The following is a 14,672-nucleotide window of genomic DNA, read 5'->3' as shown; positions in this document are numbered from 1 at the left end:
GCCTGATAGAGCCGGACATTTCCTAAAAGTTCGCCCGACTATGCGGTTGCGCTTTGCAGAATCTGCGGATTGGCGTGGAAGAACACATGTTCGCGGATCGGTCCCACCGCCACTTCACCGACTTCCTCGTAGCCCTGGCGCTTATAGAACTCAAGGTAGCGCGGATTGCCAGTGTCCAGCACCACCCCTTGGGAATGCTCGTCCACTGCACACCAGTTATGGACCGCCGTGAGCAACTGCTCGCCGAAATGCTTGCCCTGGAACTGTGGGTGCACCCCCAGCAGCGGCAGTACATGGACCGCATCGGACGGCAGGCAGGCCAGCACGGCCGCGTGGTATTCCAGGTAGCGCCTTGTGCAACGAAAACCAGTGCTCAAGACCATGCGCAGGCGCCAGGCCCAGCTTTCGGTAATACCCAGGCGCCGCTGCGGCGGGGCGATCAGGGCGATGCCGATCAGGCGATCATTGACCAACAGGCCAATGGCCGGCAGGTCCTGGAGAAAATGCTGCTTGACCAGCTCGCGCACCGTGGCCCGCACCCGCTGCTCATAACCGGGTCGCTCGGATTCGAACAGGTAGCTGAAGGTCGGCTCATGGCGATAGGCCTGGTACAGCAACGAACGGGCTTCACGGGAATAACCACTGTCGAGCATATGGACGTCGGCGATGGCGGTTTCAGGCATGGTGTTGGATCTCCTGGGGCAAGGCTCGGTGAGGCCCCGCTCTTATTGAGTACGAACCCGATAGGGTCGTGATCGTTCCTACATGCAAAGGACATTAGCAGCGCATTTGTCCTACTGCCACGCTGGCTCCCTTCCCACATGTCAGCTAGCATCGCAGTTTTGCCAGGACAGCCGACCATGAAGATCGTCTCCTTCAACATCAACGGGCTGCGCGCCCGCCCCCATCAGCTGGCGGCGCTGATCGAGAAGCATCAGCCGGATGTGATCGGGCTGCAGGAAACCAAGGTCCACGACGAGCAATTTCCCCTGGCCGAGGTGCAAGCCCTGGGCTACCACGTGCATTACCACGGGCAAAAGGGCCATTACGGCGTCGCCCTGCTCTCCCGCCAGGCGCCACTGAGCCTGTACAAGGGCTTCGAAGGCGACGACGAGGATGCCCAGCGGCGCTTCATCTGGGGCACCTTCGCCGATGCCAACGGCGTGCCGGTGACCATCATGAACGGTTATTTCCCACAAGGTGAAAGCCGCGACCACCCGACCAAATTCCCGGCCAAAGAACGTTTCTACAGCGATTTGCAGCAACTGCTGGAAAGCCGCTTCAGCAACGACCAGCCAGTGGTGGTGATGGGGGACGTGAACATTTCCCCGGAAGACTGCGACATCGGCATCGGCCCGGACAACATGAAGCGCTGGCTGAAAACCGGTAAGTGCAGCTTCCTGCCGGAAGAGCGCGAATGGATGGCCCGCTTGAAGAACTGGGGCCTGGTGGACAGCTTCCGCCACCTGAACCCGGACGTCACCGACCGTTTCAGTTGGTTCGACTACCGCAGCCGCGGTTTCGAGGACGAGCCCAAGCGCGGCCTGCGCATCGACCTGATCCTCACTTCCCACGGCCTGCTGCCGCGGGTCAAGGACGCGGGCGTGGACTATGAGCTGCGGGGCATGGAAAAACCGTCGGACCATGCACCGATCTGGTTGCAGTTGAGCTGATCGCGTCCCCACCTGTGGGAGCCAACTTGCTCGCGATAGCGGCCCAGCCGTCACATTGATCTTGAATGTGCCGCCGTCATCGCGAGCACGCTCGCGCCCCCATTGGATTTCGGTGCTCCGTCGCACCCCTGTCACCTTTCAGTAACCTGACTGACTTAATCTTCCGGCACGTCCTCGGGTTCAGAAGGTGCCGGCATGCGGCTGTGTGTTGTGATTTTCATGGGCCTCTGGCTGCCGTTCGTGGCATGGGCGGGCAACTTGCCTATCCCCGAACAAGGCCCGGCCTTGCGTCTCCAGGGCTCCAATACCATCGGCGCGGCGCTGGGACCGGCCCTGGTCAGGGGCTTGATGGAGGATCAGGGGCTGCTCAAGGTCCACAGTGAAATCACCGGTCGCGACAACGAGCAGCGCATCGTCGGCCAGACCGCCGATGGCCGACGGGTACAGATCGACATCGCCGCCCACGGCTCCAGCACCGGTTTCGTCGCCCTCAAGCAGGCCAGCGCCGACCTGGCGGCCGCCTCCCGGCCCATCAAGGACAACGAGCTGAAGGACCTGTCGTCCCTGGGCGACCTGAAAAGTCCTGCCGCCGAGCAGGTCATCGCCATCGATGGCCTGGCGATCATCCTTCACCCCCACAACCCGCTACGCCAACTCGATACCGCGCAACTGGCGCGGATATTCAGCGGCGAGGCGAAAACCTGGGAAGCCGTCGGCGCCACGGGCGGCCCCATTCATCTGTATGCCCGGGATGATCAGTCCGGTACTTACGACACCTTCAAGGAACTGGTGCTTAACCGCCAGGGAAAACAGCTGGATCCTACAGCGCTGCGCTTCGAGTCCAGCGAACAGCTGTCCGACGCGGTCAGCCAGGATCGGCAAGGCATCGGTTTCATCGGCTTGCCCTACGTGCGACAGGCCAAGGCGCTGGCGATTGTCGACGGGGCTTCACAACCCATGCTGCCGCTCAACCACCTGATCGCCACCGAGGACTACCCTCTCTCCCGGCGCCTGTTCTTCTATTTACCGCCCCGGGACGCCAACCCCTGGGCCGAGGCATTGGTGGCGTTCACCCAAAGCGACAAAGGCCAGGCCATCGTCGCGGCCAACGGCTTCATCGCCCAGACCGTCCAGGCCATGGCCGTCACGCCGCATGCACTGATGCCCGAGGGTTACCAAGCCCTGAGCCGCCACGCCCAACGCTTGACCGTGAACTTCCGCTTCGAAGAAGGCAGCGCCAGCCTGGACAACAAGGCCCACCAAGACCTGGCCCGCGTGCTTGACTATATAAAGCAACACGGCAAGCTCGACCGACGCGTGACGCTGGTGGGTTTTGGCGATGCCAAGGACGACCCGGCGCGAGCCGACCTGCTCTCCAAACTGCGGGCCATGGCGGTACGCCGTGAACTGGTCAAGAACGGCGTGACACTGCGCGAGGTGCGTGGCTTCGGTGCACTGATGCCGGTGGCGGCCAACAGCGAAGATGAAGGACGGATCAGGAACCGGCGGGTGGAGGTGTGGGTGTACTGAACCCGCCAAGCGTCGCAAACCACTGTGGCGAGGGAGCTTGCTCCCGCTCGGCTGCGCAGCAGTCGTAATCCGGCTTGCGCGGTTCATCTGTTTTTCCGTGATGTCTGGTGTGGGGCTACTGCGCAGCCCAACGGGGATAAATCCCCTCGCCACAGGAGTTTGTCCTTGCCGCAGGTTGTTTTCAGCGCTGAATGCTATCGATTAGCCAATTCCATGATCATCCGCGACAGCAGATAAATCCTGGGCACTACGCTCTCGACTTCCGCGTACTCCTCCGGCGTATGAATGTTGCCACCGACGATGCCAAAACCATCCAGCGTCGGCGTGCCGACACCCGCCGAGAGGCTGGCATCCGCCGCGCCGCCGCTGCCCTCCTCGGTGAGTTTGCGCCCCAGTTCGCCATAGATGCCTTGGGCTATGGCCATCAACCGGTCCGACTCCGCCGTCTGGGGCATCGGTGGCAGGCCGCGCTTGAGGCTGGTGGTGACTTCGGTGTCTGCGATCAACTTGTCCTGCGAGACCCGGGCCAGGTCTTTTTCGATGCGGTCGAATTCTTCCGGCACCGCCGCACGCACATCAGCCTTGGCGCTCGCCTGGTCGGGAATCACGTTGGTCCGGTCGCCGGCCTCGATCACCGTGAAGTTGATGGTGGTTTTCTTTTCCGCGTCGCCGAGCTTGCCCAGTTGCAAGATCTGGTGTGCGGCTTCCATCGCCGCATTGCGCCCCTGTTCCGGCGCGACGCCGGCGTGGGACGCTTTGCCCTTGACCTCCACCAGCGCCGTGGCACTGCCCTTGCGCCACACCACCAAGCCGTCGGCCGGGCGACCCGGTTCGAGGTTGAGGGTCACGTCATGGGCCTTGGCGGTTTTCTTGATCAGATCGGTGGCGGCGTCCGAGCCGGTTTCTTCGCTGGCGTCGAGCAGGAAAGTAATCTGCGCGTAGTTCTTGAAGTCCAGGTTCTTGAGCACCTTCAAGGCGTAGATCCCCGCGACGATGCCGCCCTTGTCGTCCATCACTCCCGGCCCGTAGGCGCGACCATCCTTGATATGGAACGGGCGTTCGGCGGCCGAGCCCTCCTTGAACACCGTGTCCATGTGGGCCATCAGCAGGATTTTCGCTTTACCGGTGCCCTTGAGGGTCGCCAGGATGTGCTGGGTACCGTCCGAGTTCGGCACTTTCTCAATGGACGCACCCAACTTTTTCAGCTCGTCGATGGCAATGTCGCCGACCTGGGTCAGCCCCGGCACGTACCCGGAGCCGGAGTCGATATTCACCAGCCGCTCCAGCAACTTCAGGGCCTCGCCCTTGTACTGCTGCGCGTCGGTCAGGATTTGTTGATGGGGTTGGGCAAAGGCCATGGGGGTGAAGGCGCCAAGGGCCAGGCTCAGGCCGAGGCTGACGGCCAGACGGGAGCGAACAGCGGTCATCGTCATGATTTCATCCTTGTTCCGTATCGAGAGAGTGCCATGGGCACCCTACCCGACAATGAACCAAGGCTCCAGGCAGCAAGAGGTCATCTCAGACAGAAACGGTCGACGCTTCCAACAGTGGTCGATGGCGGTGGCAAATGACCCGGTTGCGCCCGCTGGTCTTGGCTTCGTACAGCGCCTGGTCTGCATCGTTGAGCCAGAGGGTCGCGTCGGCATAAGCCGGGTTGAAGACCGCAACGCCAATACTCAGGCTCACTTTCAGCGCCGGGTCCCGCTCGTAGCTGAGGGTCGCGAAGCGCTCGCGCAAACCGTCCATGGCCTGCACCGCGTTGTGTTGGGTCAAGTCCGGCAAAATCACGCCGAACTCGTCGCCACCATAACGCCCGACAATGTCGGCGGAGCGCAGGTTCTGCCTGAGCAGCTTGCCAAGCTGACGCAGCACGATGTCGCCGGCCCCGTGGCCATAGGTGTCATTGATGATCTTGAAATGGTCGATGTCGATCAATGCAATCGCGCCACGGGGCGTCCCGTCTGCTGGTTGGCGCACGCAACGCTGGAATTCCTCGTTGAGGCGATCTTTCCAGGCGCCATGGTTCAGCAACCCGGTCAGGCTGTCGGTACGACTCAGGGCCAGCAGTTCACGCTTTTGCCGGCCCAGGGTGTGGGCCTGGCGAAAGCAGATCCAACCCAGTGCCATCGGATACAAGCACAGCAGTGGCAGACACGCGTAGATCTGCGCCGGGCTGGTCATGGGCACGCTGGTCAGCGGGAAGATGAGCGTGCCCACGGCGATGCCCGCCACCTGAGCCATCACCCCAACGAGCAGGAAACGCAGGCCACCGATGGCGACGTTGTTCATCGCCATCATCGCCAGCGTGACGGCCGTGGGCAGCGGGTTGAATTGCATCGCCACGACCCAGACGCCGCCGAGAAAGGCATCGATCAGCAGATTGCGGTGTTCGGCGTGGTAAGGCACCGCGCTGCGGCGGGCCCACCAATAAGACAGGTGCGGCCAGAGCAGGCCATTGAACAGCATGAAGCCCCAGACCCAGGGTGCCGGATCGAGGGGATAAAGTGCGGCGCTGACCAGCAGCAACCCCAGCGTCAGGCCCAGGGTGCGCGATACATAGAGCCTCCTGGCCAACGACAGTCCCTTTTTTCCCGGTTTTTGCATGGACGCCTCTGCACCGCGGGTCCCGAGTCATCGGGATGGGGTTGCCTGGAGTCTATCAGGGCAGCATCAAATAGCCACCATTGATGCAGGGGTATTTATTCACATTCAAATGCGAGACTCTGCTGGGATTTTGGCTATATATGACAAGGAATCCGTGAGCCTTCGGAAAGGAGGCCCCTGGGCACCGATGCTTCGGATTTAAGCTTCACTTATCACCGACTGATCCGATTAATCACATTCTGTCGCAGCCCATGGAGGGCAAAACATGCTGGTGTTGTTGGTAGTTCTCGCTGTACTTATCGCCTGGAGCTGGTTGACGTACCCCGGCATCGGCCATGTGATCTACGACATGAACATGGCCTTGGAGGCACGCCTTTACCGGTTGCGCAAAATCACCGTGCCCATCAGCGAAATGACCGTGTCGACCTGGCAGGGCGGGCCCTATGAAGCGTCCGCCAGCATTCTGATGCTGCACGGCTACAGCGGCGACAAGAACCTCTGGCTGCGGGTTGCCCGGCATTTTGTCGGCGACTATAGGGTGGTGATCCCCGACCTCCCCGGCCATGGCGAAACCGGCTTCAAGGCTGGCGGCGGCTACGACATCCCAACCCAGGCACGACGGATCATCGAGTTGCTCGACGCCTGCGGCCTGGACAAGGTCCATGTGATCGGCAATTCCATGGGGGGGCATCTCGCCGCGTGGCTGGCGGCAACGTCGCCTGAACGCGTACTGACCCTGGCGCTGCTCAATCCAGCCGGCGTCACCGCGCCCCAGCCCAGCGACATGGACCGCCAATTGGCCGCCGGGCGTAACCCCTCCCTGGTGCATTCGCAGGAAGAATTCATGCCGTTCTACGCAATGACCATGGCCTCGCCACCCTGGGTGCCGGGCGTGGTGATGGCGGCCGTGGCCGAGCGTTATATGCAGCACCGCGAAGAACTGGCGGAGATCTACACCGACTTTCGCGCCAGCCCGTCGATGGAGTCCCACTTGGCCGACATCCGCGCCCCTTCGCTGCTGCTCTGGGGCCGCCAGGACCGGGTGATCGACGTCAGCAGCGTGCCAGTGTGGAGCAAGGGCATCGCCGACTTGCGCGTGGAAATCTGGGACGGGATCGGCCACCTGCCCATGATCGAACAACCGGGGAGAACCGCTGCGCTGTACCGTGGTTTTCTCAGCGGGCTGAGGCAGTAAGCATCGAGCGGGTGGATCAGTCCCTGGCAGAATGAAGTCCTGAAGATTCTTCGTTTGCCGGGGCCGGCGAAGGCTGCGATCTTTCGTCCAACTTTCCCACCGCCTTCGCCAGGAATTCTTACGATGAGCTTCGTCAGCCCCGACTTGATCCGCCAACGCTTCTCCAGAGCGATGTCCGACATGTACCGCGACGAGGTGCCGCTGTACGGCGCCCTGATGAAGCTGGTGGAACACACCAACGCCCAGGTGCTGGCCGAACAGCCGGAGCTGGCCGCGCACCTGCGCAGCACCGGCGAACTCGAACGCCTGGACCTGGAGCGCCACGGTGCGATCCGCGTTGGCACCGCCGCCGAGCTGGCGACCCTGGGACGACTGTTCGCCGTCATGGGCATGCAGCCGGTGGGCTACTACGACCTCACGCCAGCCGGGGTGCCGGTGCATTCCACAGCCTTCCGCGCAGTGCATGAAAGTGCCTTGCAAATCAGCCCGTTCCGGGTGTTTACCTCGCTGCTGCGCCTGGAGCTGATCGAGAATGCCGAGCTTCGTGCCTTTGCCGAGTCGGTGTTGGAGCAACGGCAGATCTTCACCCCCGGGGCCCTTGAGCTCATTGACCTGGCCGAACGCCAGGGTGGCCTGACCGAAGCCCAGGCCGAGGACTTTGTCCTGCAGTCCCTGGAAACCTTTCGCTGGCACCACAGCGCCACGGTAACCGCCGAACACTACCGGCAGTTGAGTGCCCAGCATCGCCTGATCGCCGATGTGGTGGCGTTCAAGGGCCCACACATCAATCACCTGACGCCACGCACCCTGGACATCGACATCGTCCAGGCGCAGATGCCCGTGCAGGGCATCACTCCCAAGGCGGTGATCGAAGGCCCGCCCCGTCGCCGATGCCCGATCCTGCTGCGCCAGACCAGCTTCAAGGCCCTGGACGAGCCCGTTGCATTCACCGACCAGCCACAGGCCCAAGGCAGCCATAGCGCCCGCTTCGGCGAGATCGAACAACGTGGCGCCGCGCTTACGCCCAAGGGCCGCGCACTCTATGACCAATTACTCAATGCCGCACGCGATGCACTGGGGGCGTTTCCCAACGAAGCCAACGCCGAGCGCTACAACGCGCTGATGGCGGAACACTTTGCCGCCTTCCCGGATAGCCACGATGAGCTGCGCCGACAGGGATTGGCGTATTTCCGTTATTTTCCGACGCCCAAGGGCATCGCAGCCAAGGGCACCCTTGGGCAAGCGGCCTCCCTGGAAGACCTGCTCGAACAGCAATACCTGCGGGCCGAACCCCTGGTGTACGAAGACTTCCTGCCGGTCAGCGCCGCTGGCATCTTCCAGTCGAACCTCGGCGATGCCGCCCAGAGCCATTACGCCGGACAGTCCAATCGCCAGGCTTTCGAGGCGGCGCTGGGGCGCGCGACCATCGATGAGCTGGGGCTGTACGCCCAGACGCAACAGCGCTCCATCGATGAGTGCAGGGCTGCATTGGACGCATAGGAACGCGCTGAAGGAAAACGGCAAGAAGTTGCCCGACAGGCGTGCAGCACGACGCCCTTTCCTTGGTCATTCTGCCCGGCTGTCGCGGTTGCCCGGGTAGCCGCCAGGACCTGCAATGCGTCGGGCAAGCGTTTGTGTGCTTTGCTGCCCGCCGGCAGGGGATAGCGTCCCTGGATAAAACCAACCTATTGATATCTATAGTTTTTTTAAAGATGGCATAGCACTTGATAACCGTCAGGGCACCTCGGGGCGATTCCCGTCCCAGGCTCTAAGTTATCCAGGAAGGAGAGCATCCCTTGGCTACCCCCGCATATATGGCCATCGTCGGCACCAAACAAGGTCTGATTACCGCTGGCGCATTTACCGCCGACTCGGTAGGCAATACCTATCAGGAAGGTCATGAAGACCAAATACTGGTCCAGGGCTTCCAGCACCAAGTGATCATCCCGCGCGACCCTCAATCCGGCCAGCCAACCGGCCAGCGCATACACAAGCCCCTGGTCGTCACCAAAGTGTTCGATAAAGCCTCGCCCCTGTTGCTGGCCGCCCTGACCAGCGGCGAAGTCATGGAAGAGGTAGCGATCCAATGGTTTCGCACTTCGAAGCTAGGCGCTCAGGAACACTACTTCACCACCACGTTGTTCGACGCGATCATCGTGGAAATCAAGGATTACATGTTCAACTGCCAGGACCCGGCGAACGCGCACTTTACCCATCTGGAGGACGTGCATTTCACGTATCGCAAAATCACTTGGACCCACGAAGTCAGCGGCACTTCCGGTTCCGATGACTGGCGCTCGCCCGTCATCGCCTGATGTTCTCGAAGCAACCGTTCACGCATTGACCAACGCCGTTGGTCAATGTGCATTCAAATAATCGACAGTTATTTACTCGGAAGGTGTTCGCCCAGTGCGACGGCCTCGGCAATCCATGCACTGGTAAAGAGCCTGACACTGGGCGAACGGGCTTAATAATAATGGAAGTTCAAGAATATGTCCGCGAAGTCGTTTAAATAATTGTTTATCTTCGGTGGTAAGTGCCGAGGATCCAGTGTGCGTACAACCCCTCCGTTAGCGATACAAACACTTATACAAAACATGGACAAGCCGAAAAAACTATCCATGCAAGAAAGTTAAACAGCCATTAAAAACTCTTTTTAATACCAGGGTGACGCAACGTCAGTCACGCCGTCCGGTTTTTTGCGCATCAGTGTCCCCCGCTTCAGGGTCACCGTGTTGCTGTTTGCGCTTGGCCGGGTCATTGGGCCGCAAGGCATCGTTATCGCGCTCCACTTCGCCGGGCAATGCTGGCGCATCCGGGTCAGGCCGGGTTTGATCGGGGCTGTGCTTCATGGCGAACTCCTTGGATTTCGGGATTCAGGCATCGGGATCGGCAACTTCTTCCGCGACATTGGCGTCTGGAGAACGCTGGTGCAATTGCTCGGCCTGGGTCTTCAAATCCTGCCAACGTGCCAGGTCGATGGCGCCTTGGCCGAACAGGTCATTGGCCACCCGCATCAGCTCAGTGAAGTGGGCATCGGGGGACTGCTGCCAGTAGGCCTTGTCGTCGAACAACTGCTGCCAGACGGCTAGCGACGCAAGTTTGAGGTCATCGCTCATGGCGGGCTCCTGCGAGACATTCATGAGTTATGAGGGTCGACGTTCGCAGGGAGTTCCGGCGATTCTCAGTAACCGGTCATTTCCAGGTAACCCGTGCCGCCCTGGTTTCCCGTCAGTCGCACCGGCCCCTCCCAATAGGGAATGCGCAAGTCCATCCAGGCCTTGGGGTTGAGTGCCTGGGTGGTGATGTCGAGTTGCTTGCCGGGGATCCTGATGGACCAACGTACCGGCATCGAGCGACCGGCGACCTGGGCGGTGTCCAATGGCACCAGGGTGATCTCCCCGGCGTGAAGGGTTTGCGCCCGGCCCTGAGCATCGATCCAGGTGCCCGTAAGGTAGGGCGCGCCGTCCTTGTGGCGCATGCGGTAGAGCATCAGGTGCTCGCCGCTGTCCAGGTGCAGAGAGAACCAGTCCCAGCCGGTCTGGTTGGCGCTCAGGGGCTGGCTGCTCCATTCGCGGTCGAGCCAGGCCGGGCCGCTGACCGCATAGCGCTGCCCATCGATTTCCAACTCACCACTGGCCTGGAAGAACGGCTGGCTGTAGTAATACGAGGCCTGCCCCTGTTCGGATTTCTGGCTGAAACCTTGCTCGCCCTGCAACACCAACGGACGGCTCGACGTCAGCCGCAAGGCATAGCTGAAGCGTCGGTCCCGCGCCTTCAACTGCATATCCGCCAACGGCTCGGCCGCGCAAGCCTGGCTGGTGAACTGCCAGTCGTCGATCCAGGCATCGAAGGGCACCGCCTGCACCCCGGCCTGTCCTACTCCGCCTCGGGCATAACGCTCGGCGGCATGGTGCACGGTGGCGGACGTGACCGCCGCGTGACCGAGCCAGATCGTCTGGTTGCGCCAGCCACTGGCCTGGGGCTGCGCATTCAAGGCGCTGCGAAACAGCGTCCATTGCACGCCGAACTCCCGGCCGTGGGTGTCCTTGAGGTTGGCGGTGACGTACCACCACTCGATACGAAAACCTTCATGAATGCCGTGGTCGGTCGGGAAACTGAATGGCCGCCCAGGCACAACCGGCGTGAACGCGACAGCCTGGTCACCGAGGCCGGCAAAGCCCTTTTGCGTCGGCGCCGAGTCATCACAGCCGCTGAGCAACGCCAGCAGTAACACGCCCATCTTAATCTTCATGGGCAAAGGTCCTCAGCAGATCCGCCGGCTGCGTGCGGTACAACGCATACAGCGGCCAGGCCGATGCCAGCAGCGTAGCGAGCATCGCCAGGGCCAGCAACTGCGCCAACTGCAACGGGAACACCCGCAACGGCAGGCGCCAGCCGAAGGCCTGCACGTTGATCACCGCGTCCAGGCACCAGGCCAGGGCAATCCCCAGCGGCAAGGCCAGGACCAGCGTCAGCAGCGCCAGCAGCCAGGTCTGGCCGAGGTTGAGCAACATCAACTGCCGACGCGTCACCCCCAGTGCCCACAGCGGCGCCAACTGGCCGAGGCGACTCTGGCTCTGGGTCAACAGGCTGATGAACAACGCCACCCCGGCCACCGCCAGGGTCAAGCTGTTGAGGGCGGCCGTGGCGGCGAAGGTGCGTTCGAATACCTGGGTCGACCAGCCCTTGAGCCGGGCCTGGTCGATGATGCGACTGTCATCCAGGCTGAACCGGCTTTGCAGGGCCGTCAGTAGCGCCGCAATCGCCGACGGCTCAATGCGCAGGTTGAAACGATTCGGCGTCAGGTTCGGCCAGTGCGCCAGCAAATGATTGGCGTTGACCAGCGCATGGCCCTTGGGATTGCCGTAGTCGGCGTAGATTCCGACGATGCGCAGTGCCCATGGCCCCTTCGGCGTGGGCAGGGTCAACGAATCGCCGATCCCCACCTTGAGGCGCCGGGCCAGCTGTTCGCTGAGCATGAGGGTGTCGGCGCCGGCCAGTTGCTCCCACGGCTTGTCGCCGGAGGACTCCAGCAGTGGCCAATGCTGGCGATAGTGCGGGTGGTCGATGATGCCGTGGATATCCGTCGGCCAACCCTGCAAAGGGATCGAGACTTGCCAGAGGGGAACGACGGCGGTGATCGCCGGTTGCTGCTTGAGCCAGGTGTGCAGTTGCTCCGCCTGGGCCGGGGTTTGCGGGTTGATGTACAACTCGGCACTCAGCCGTTGTTCGAGCCAGTGGCTAAAGGTCTGGCGGAAACCGGCGGTCATGCTGCCAGCGCCGATGTTCGCCGCCAACGCCAGCAGCAAGGCCATGAGCGCCAGGCTCAACGTCGGCAATTGCTGGCGGCAATCGGCGAGAAACCATTGTCCGAGCACCGAGCGACTGCGGCGCAACAGCTGCTTCAGCGCACCATTGAGCAACACCGGCAACGCCAGCGCCGCGCCCAGCAGCAAAGCGGTCATCAGGACAAACCCGCTGGCCAGGCTGTCGCCCCAGACCAACGCCGAGACGGCAACCCACGCCGCTCCTGTGGCGACCCACCCCTGGCGTCGCAGCCAGCGACCATGGGCCTGATGCCAGGCCTGGGGGTTGGCCACCGCCAGCAAGGGCAGGCGCGCCGCCCGCAACAGGCTGTCTGCGCCGGCCAGCAGCGCGCCGAGCAAGCTCAGGCCGACACCGCTGAGCCACCCTCCCACACTCAGGTTCAAGTGCCCAGCCACTTCGGCACCGTACAAACCCCGCAGGCTCGCCGCGACATCGGGCAACAACAGGCTCGCCAGCCAGTAGCCGCTGAGCACCCCGGCGATGCCACCGAGCAAGGCCAGCACCCCCAACTCGATGGCCAGGCTGGTGACCAGCATCCGCGCACTGACACCACAGGCCCGCAAGGTTCGCAACAGACTGCGACGCTGTTCGAGGGCCAGGCCGATGGCGGCGTGAACGATGAACAACCCCACCACGAACGATAAAAAACCCAAGGCATCGAGGTTCAGGTGAAAACTCTCAGTCAGGCGCGAGAGGTTGTTTTCTTCATCGGCGCGCTTGAATTGCAGGCGATCGCTGAACGCCTCCGGCAACGCGGCGTTGAACGTGGCGGGCAACAGCAGCCGCGACAGCTGGTTCGGTAACCCGAGCACCGCTTGGGCAAAACCGATGTCCATCAACAGCACGCCCGGGGCCATGTCCACTTGGACATGCAGCGGTGGCAGGGGCCGCCCATCGACAGTACGAGGCCGATCGCCCTCGCCCAGTCCCAAGGCCTGCAAGGTCTGCGGGGCGACCCAGGTGCGACCGGGCTCGGTAAAAAACGCCACCACCTCGTTCATCTCCCGCACCTGCCCCGCCAGGGCCGCACCAGGTGGTAGCGACACCGGGTCGATGCCCATCAGTTGCAGGCGCTGGTCCTCGTGTCCCTCGAGCAGTACCCGGGCCTGCAACATCGGCGAAACCGGCCAACCCTGGCGTCGCAGATCGACAAACCATTGCTGAGGGAAGGTGCCGCCACCGGGTGCACTGAGGCTGGCCTGGGGTTCGCCGCCGATCAGTTGGCTGGCCCGGGCGTAGCTGTCCCGGGCCTGACTGTTCAGCGCTTGCACGCCGGTGAGCAGGCTGGTGGCGAGCCACAGGCCGATCAGCACGCTGAAGAATTGCACCGGGTGTTGGCGCCAGTGGCTAAGCAGGGCCTTGAGGGTCTGGCGAACGATCATCACCCCTGGGCCACCTGCGCCAACCGCCCGCCGTGCAATACCACGCGCTGGGCCAGGCGAGCTGCCACCCGTGGACTGTGGGTCACCATCAGCAGGCTGGTGGGGCTGCCCTCCAGCAGTTCCAGTAGCAGTTGCAGGACTTCGTCGCTGGTGGCTTCGTCGAGGCTGCCGGTGGGTTCATCGGCCAGCAACAAGGGCGGTTGCGAAGCCAGCGCCCGCCCCAGCGCCACCCGTTGCTGCTGGCCGCCGGAAAGCTGCTCGGGATAACGGCGCAGCAGCGCTGAAAGCCCGAGACGTTGCACCAGATGGGCTTGCCAGGCCGCGTCATAACGACCGCACAGACGCGCCTGGAACGCCAGGTTGTCCTCCACCGACAAGCTGCTGATGAGGTTGAACTGCTGGAACACCAGGCCGATTTCCGTGCGTCGCCAGTTCGCCAACTGGCTTTCGCTCATACCGTCGAGCTGATACACGCCACTGCGAATACTGCCGCGATCCACCTTGTCCAGCCCGGCCACCAGGTGCAGCAAGGTGCTCTTGCCGCTGCCGGACTCCCCCATCAGCGCCAGGCTGCTGCCGGGCATCAGGGTCAGGTCGACGCCCTGCAACACCGGCAAGGGGCCTTGGGGCGTGGGGTAGCTTTTAAAGACATTGCGGACTTCAAGCATGAAAAGGCTCGATGGATGAACGTGGGGGTCAGGATAGCGGAGTTGAGTGATGGGCCCCATCGACCAATACAGCTGTGCGCCCCCATTTCGCTGGTGAACCTTGGTATTTGATTGGCGGGTGGGGGCATCCCAGATCAACGTCCACCGCGAGGCGGCCTGATAGCCAACCTGGTTCTTGGCGGGACCGCGTTTCTCCTGTGGGAGCGGGCTTGCTCGCGAAGGCGGTAGATCAATTCGCAGTGATGTTGAATGTGCCGGCGCCATCGCGAGCAAGCTCGCTCCCACAGTG

General features: G+C 62.5%; 13 protein-coding genes. 5 read left to right on the top strand and 8 right to left on the bottom strand.

Features of this window, described 5'->3' with window-relative positions; genetic code table 11:
* Window positions 1–38: 38 nt before the first annotated feature.
* Window positions 39–683 carry a GNAT family N-acetyltransferase gene (locus ACMTA2_RS11770; protein WP_413794979.1) on the bottom strand — a complete coding sequence of 215 codons (645 nt, stop codon included), beginning with the start codon at window positions 681–683 and terminating at the stop codon, window positions 39–41.
* Window positions 684–860: 177 nt separating this feature from the next.
* On the opposite strand from ACMTA2_RS11770, the gene xthA reads away from it, so the two are divergent.
* Together xthA and ACMTA2_RS11760 are read left to right on the top strand one after the other, a co-directional pair.
* A complete protein-coding gene (xthA, locus tag ACMTA2_RS11765) occupies window positions 861–1,673 on the top strand; it encodes an exodeoxyribonuclease III (RefSeq protein ID WP_003203684.1) in 813 nt (270 codons plus the stop codon).
* Between the two features lie 195 nt (window positions 1,674–1,868).
* Complete coding sequence (locus ACMTA2_RS11760) at window positions 1,869–3,203, top strand: substrate-binding domain-containing protein (protein ID WP_413794978.1); 1,335 nt, start codon at window positions 1,869–1,871, stop codon at window positions 3,201–3,203.
* A 194-nt stretch (window positions 3,204–3,397) separates the two neighbouring features.
* Here the strand turns inward: ACMTA2_RS11760 and ACMTA2_RS11755 are convergent, their stop codons facing one another.
* On the bottom strand, window positions 3,398–4,636 hold the full coding sequence (locus ACMTA2_RS11755) for a M20/M25/M40 family metallo-hydrolase (RefSeq protein WP_413794977.1): 1,239 nt from the start codon (window positions 4,634–4,636) through the stop codon (window positions 3,398–3,400).
* An 85-nt stretch (window positions 4,637–4,721) separates the two neighbouring features.
* The gene (locus ACMTA2_RS11750) at window positions 4,722–5,807 is read right to left on the bottom strand and encodes a diguanylate cyclase (protein WP_413794976.1); all 1,086 of its coding nucleotides are present in this window, start codon (window positions 5,805–5,807) and stop codon (window positions 4,722–4,724) included.
* A 265-nt stretch (window positions 5,808–6,072) separates the two neighbouring features.
* On the opposite strand from ACMTA2_RS11750, the gene ACMTA2_RS11745 reads away from it, so the two are divergent.
* The 3 genes from ACMTA2_RS11745 (at window position 6,073) to ACMTA2_RS11735 (ending at window position 9,317) form a co-directional block, all read left to right on the top strand.
* Window positions 6,073–7,002 carry an alpha/beta fold hydrolase gene (locus tag ACMTA2_RS11745; protein ID WP_413794975.1) on the top strand — a complete coding sequence of 310 codons (930 nt, stop codon included), beginning with the start codon at window positions 6,073–6,075 and terminating at the stop codon, window positions 7,000–7,002.
* A gap of 123 nt (window positions 7,003–7,125) precedes the next feature.
* Window positions 7,126–8,502 carry a 2-oxoadipate dioxygenase/decarboxylase HglS gene (gene hglS, locus ACMTA2_RS11740; RefSeq protein WP_413794974.1) on the top strand — a complete coding sequence of 459 codons (1,377 nt, stop codon included), beginning with the start codon at window positions 7,126–7,128 and terminating at the stop codon, window positions 8,500–8,502.
* A gap of 296 nt (window positions 8,503–8,798) precedes the next feature.
* Window positions 8,799–9,317 carry an Hcp family type VI secretion system effector gene (locus ACMTA2_RS11735; RefSeq protein ID WP_413794973.1) on the top strand — a complete coding sequence of 173 codons (519 nt, stop codon included), beginning with the start codon at window positions 8,799–8,801 and terminating at the stop codon, window positions 9,315–9,317.
* 363 nt (window positions 9,318–9,680) lie between these two features.
* On the opposite strand, the gene ACMTA2_RS11730 is transcribed toward ACMTA2_RS11735, so the two are convergent.
* The 5 genes from ACMTA2_RS11730 to ACMTA2_RS11710 form a co-directional block, all read right to left on the bottom strand.
* Entirely contained in the window at window positions 9,681–9,854 is a 174-nt protein-coding gene (locus tag ACMTA2_RS11730) for a hypothetical protein (protein WP_413794972.1), read from the bottom strand.
* Between the two features lie 24 nt (window positions 9,855–9,878).
* Window positions 9,879–10,121 carry a hypothetical protein gene (locus ACMTA2_RS11725; protein WP_413794971.1) on the bottom strand — a complete coding sequence of 81 codons (243 nt, stop codon included), beginning with the start codon at window positions 10,119–10,121 and terminating at the stop codon, window positions 9,879–9,881.
* A 65-nt stretch (window positions 10,122–10,186) separates the two neighbouring features.
* A complete protein-coding gene (locus ACMTA2_RS11720) occupies window positions 10,187–11,257 on the bottom strand; it encodes a lipocalin-like domain-containing protein (RefSeq protein WP_413794970.1) in 1,071 nt (356 codons plus the stop codon).
* Window positions 11,247–13,715, bottom strand: a complete 2,469-nt coding sequence (locus tag ACMTA2_RS11715; RefSeq protein WP_413795637.1) for an ABC transporter permease — start codon at window positions 13,713–13,715, stop codon at window positions 11,247–11,249. The genes ACMTA2_RS11720 and ACMTA2_RS11715 overlap by 11 nt, the downstream gene beginning before the upstream one ends.
* Window positions 13,715–14,383 carry an ABC transporter ATP-binding protein gene (locus tag ACMTA2_RS11710; RefSeq protein WP_413794969.1) on the bottom strand — a complete coding sequence of 223 codons (669 nt, stop codon included), beginning with the start codon at window positions 14,381–14,383 and terminating at the stop codon, window positions 13,715–13,717. Before ACMTA2_RS11710 ends, ACMTA2_RS11715 begins: the two co-directional genes overlap by 1 nt.
* Window positions 14,384–14,672 lie beyond the last annotated feature (289 nt).

Origin of the sequence: Pseudomonas medicaginis (genome assembly GCF_965119365.1) — a bacterium.
GTDB lineage: Bacteria > Pseudomonadota > Gammaproteobacteria > Pseudomonadales > Pseudomonadaceae > Aquipseudomonas.
Note: the sequence above shows the minus strand (reverse complement) of the source record. Positions and strands in the feature narration are given on the sequence as shown.

What these genes read in the sequence shown, in the direction of transcription:
- ACMTA2_RS11715 (WP_413795637.1), bottom strand. Translation starts at nt 13,715, where the DNA reads ATGATCGTTCGCCAGACCCTCAAGGCCCTGCTTAGCCACTGGCGCCAA.
- ACMTA2_RS11725 (WP_413794971.1), bottom strand. Translation starts at nt 10,121, where the DNA reads ATGAGCGATGACCTCAAACTTGCGTCGCTAGCCGTCTGGCAGCAGTTG.
- ACMTA2_RS11730 (WP_413794972.1), bottom strand. Translation starts at nt 9,854, where the DNA reads ATGAAGCACAGCCCCGATCAAACCCGGCCTGACCCGGATGCGCCAGCA.
- ACMTA2_RS11760 (WP_413794978.1), top strand. Translation starts at nt 1,869, where the DNA reads ATGCGGCTGTGTGTTGTGATTTTCATGGGCCTCTGGCTGCCGTTCGTG.
- ACMTA2_RS11710 (WP_413794969.1), bottom strand. Translation starts at nt 14,383, where the DNA reads ATGCTTGAAGTCCGCAATGTCTTTAAAAGCTACCCCACGCCCCAAGGC.
- hglS (WP_413794974.1), top strand. Translation starts at nt 7,126, where the DNA reads ATGAGCTTCGTCAGCCCCGACTTGATCCGCCAACGCTTCTCCAGAGCG.
- ACMTA2_RS11720 (WP_413794970.1), bottom strand. Translation starts at nt 11,257, where the DNA reads ATGAAGATTAAGATGGGCGTGTTACTGCTGGCGTTGCTCAGCGGCTGT.
- xthA (WP_003203684.1), top strand. Translation starts at nt 861, where the DNA reads ATGAAGATCGTCTCCTTCAACATCAACGGGCTGCGCGCCCGCCCCCAT.
- ACMTA2_RS11755 (WP_413794977.1), bottom strand. Translation starts at nt 4,636, where the DNA reads ATGACGATGACCGCTGTTCGCTCCCGTCTGGCCGTCAGCCTCGGCCTG.
- ACMTA2_RS11745 (WP_413794975.1), top strand. Translation starts at nt 6,073, where the DNA reads ATGCTGGTGTTGTTGGTAGTTCTCGCTGTACTTATCGCCTGGAGCTGG.
- ACMTA2_RS11770 (WP_413794979.1), bottom strand. Translation starts at nt 683, where the DNA reads ATGCCTGAAACCGCCATCGCCGACGTCCATATGCTCGACAGTGGTTAT.
- ACMTA2_RS11750 (WP_413794976.1), bottom strand. Translation starts at nt 5,807, where the DNA reads ATGCAAAAACCGGGAAAAAAGGGACTGTCGTTGGCCAGGAGGCTCTAT.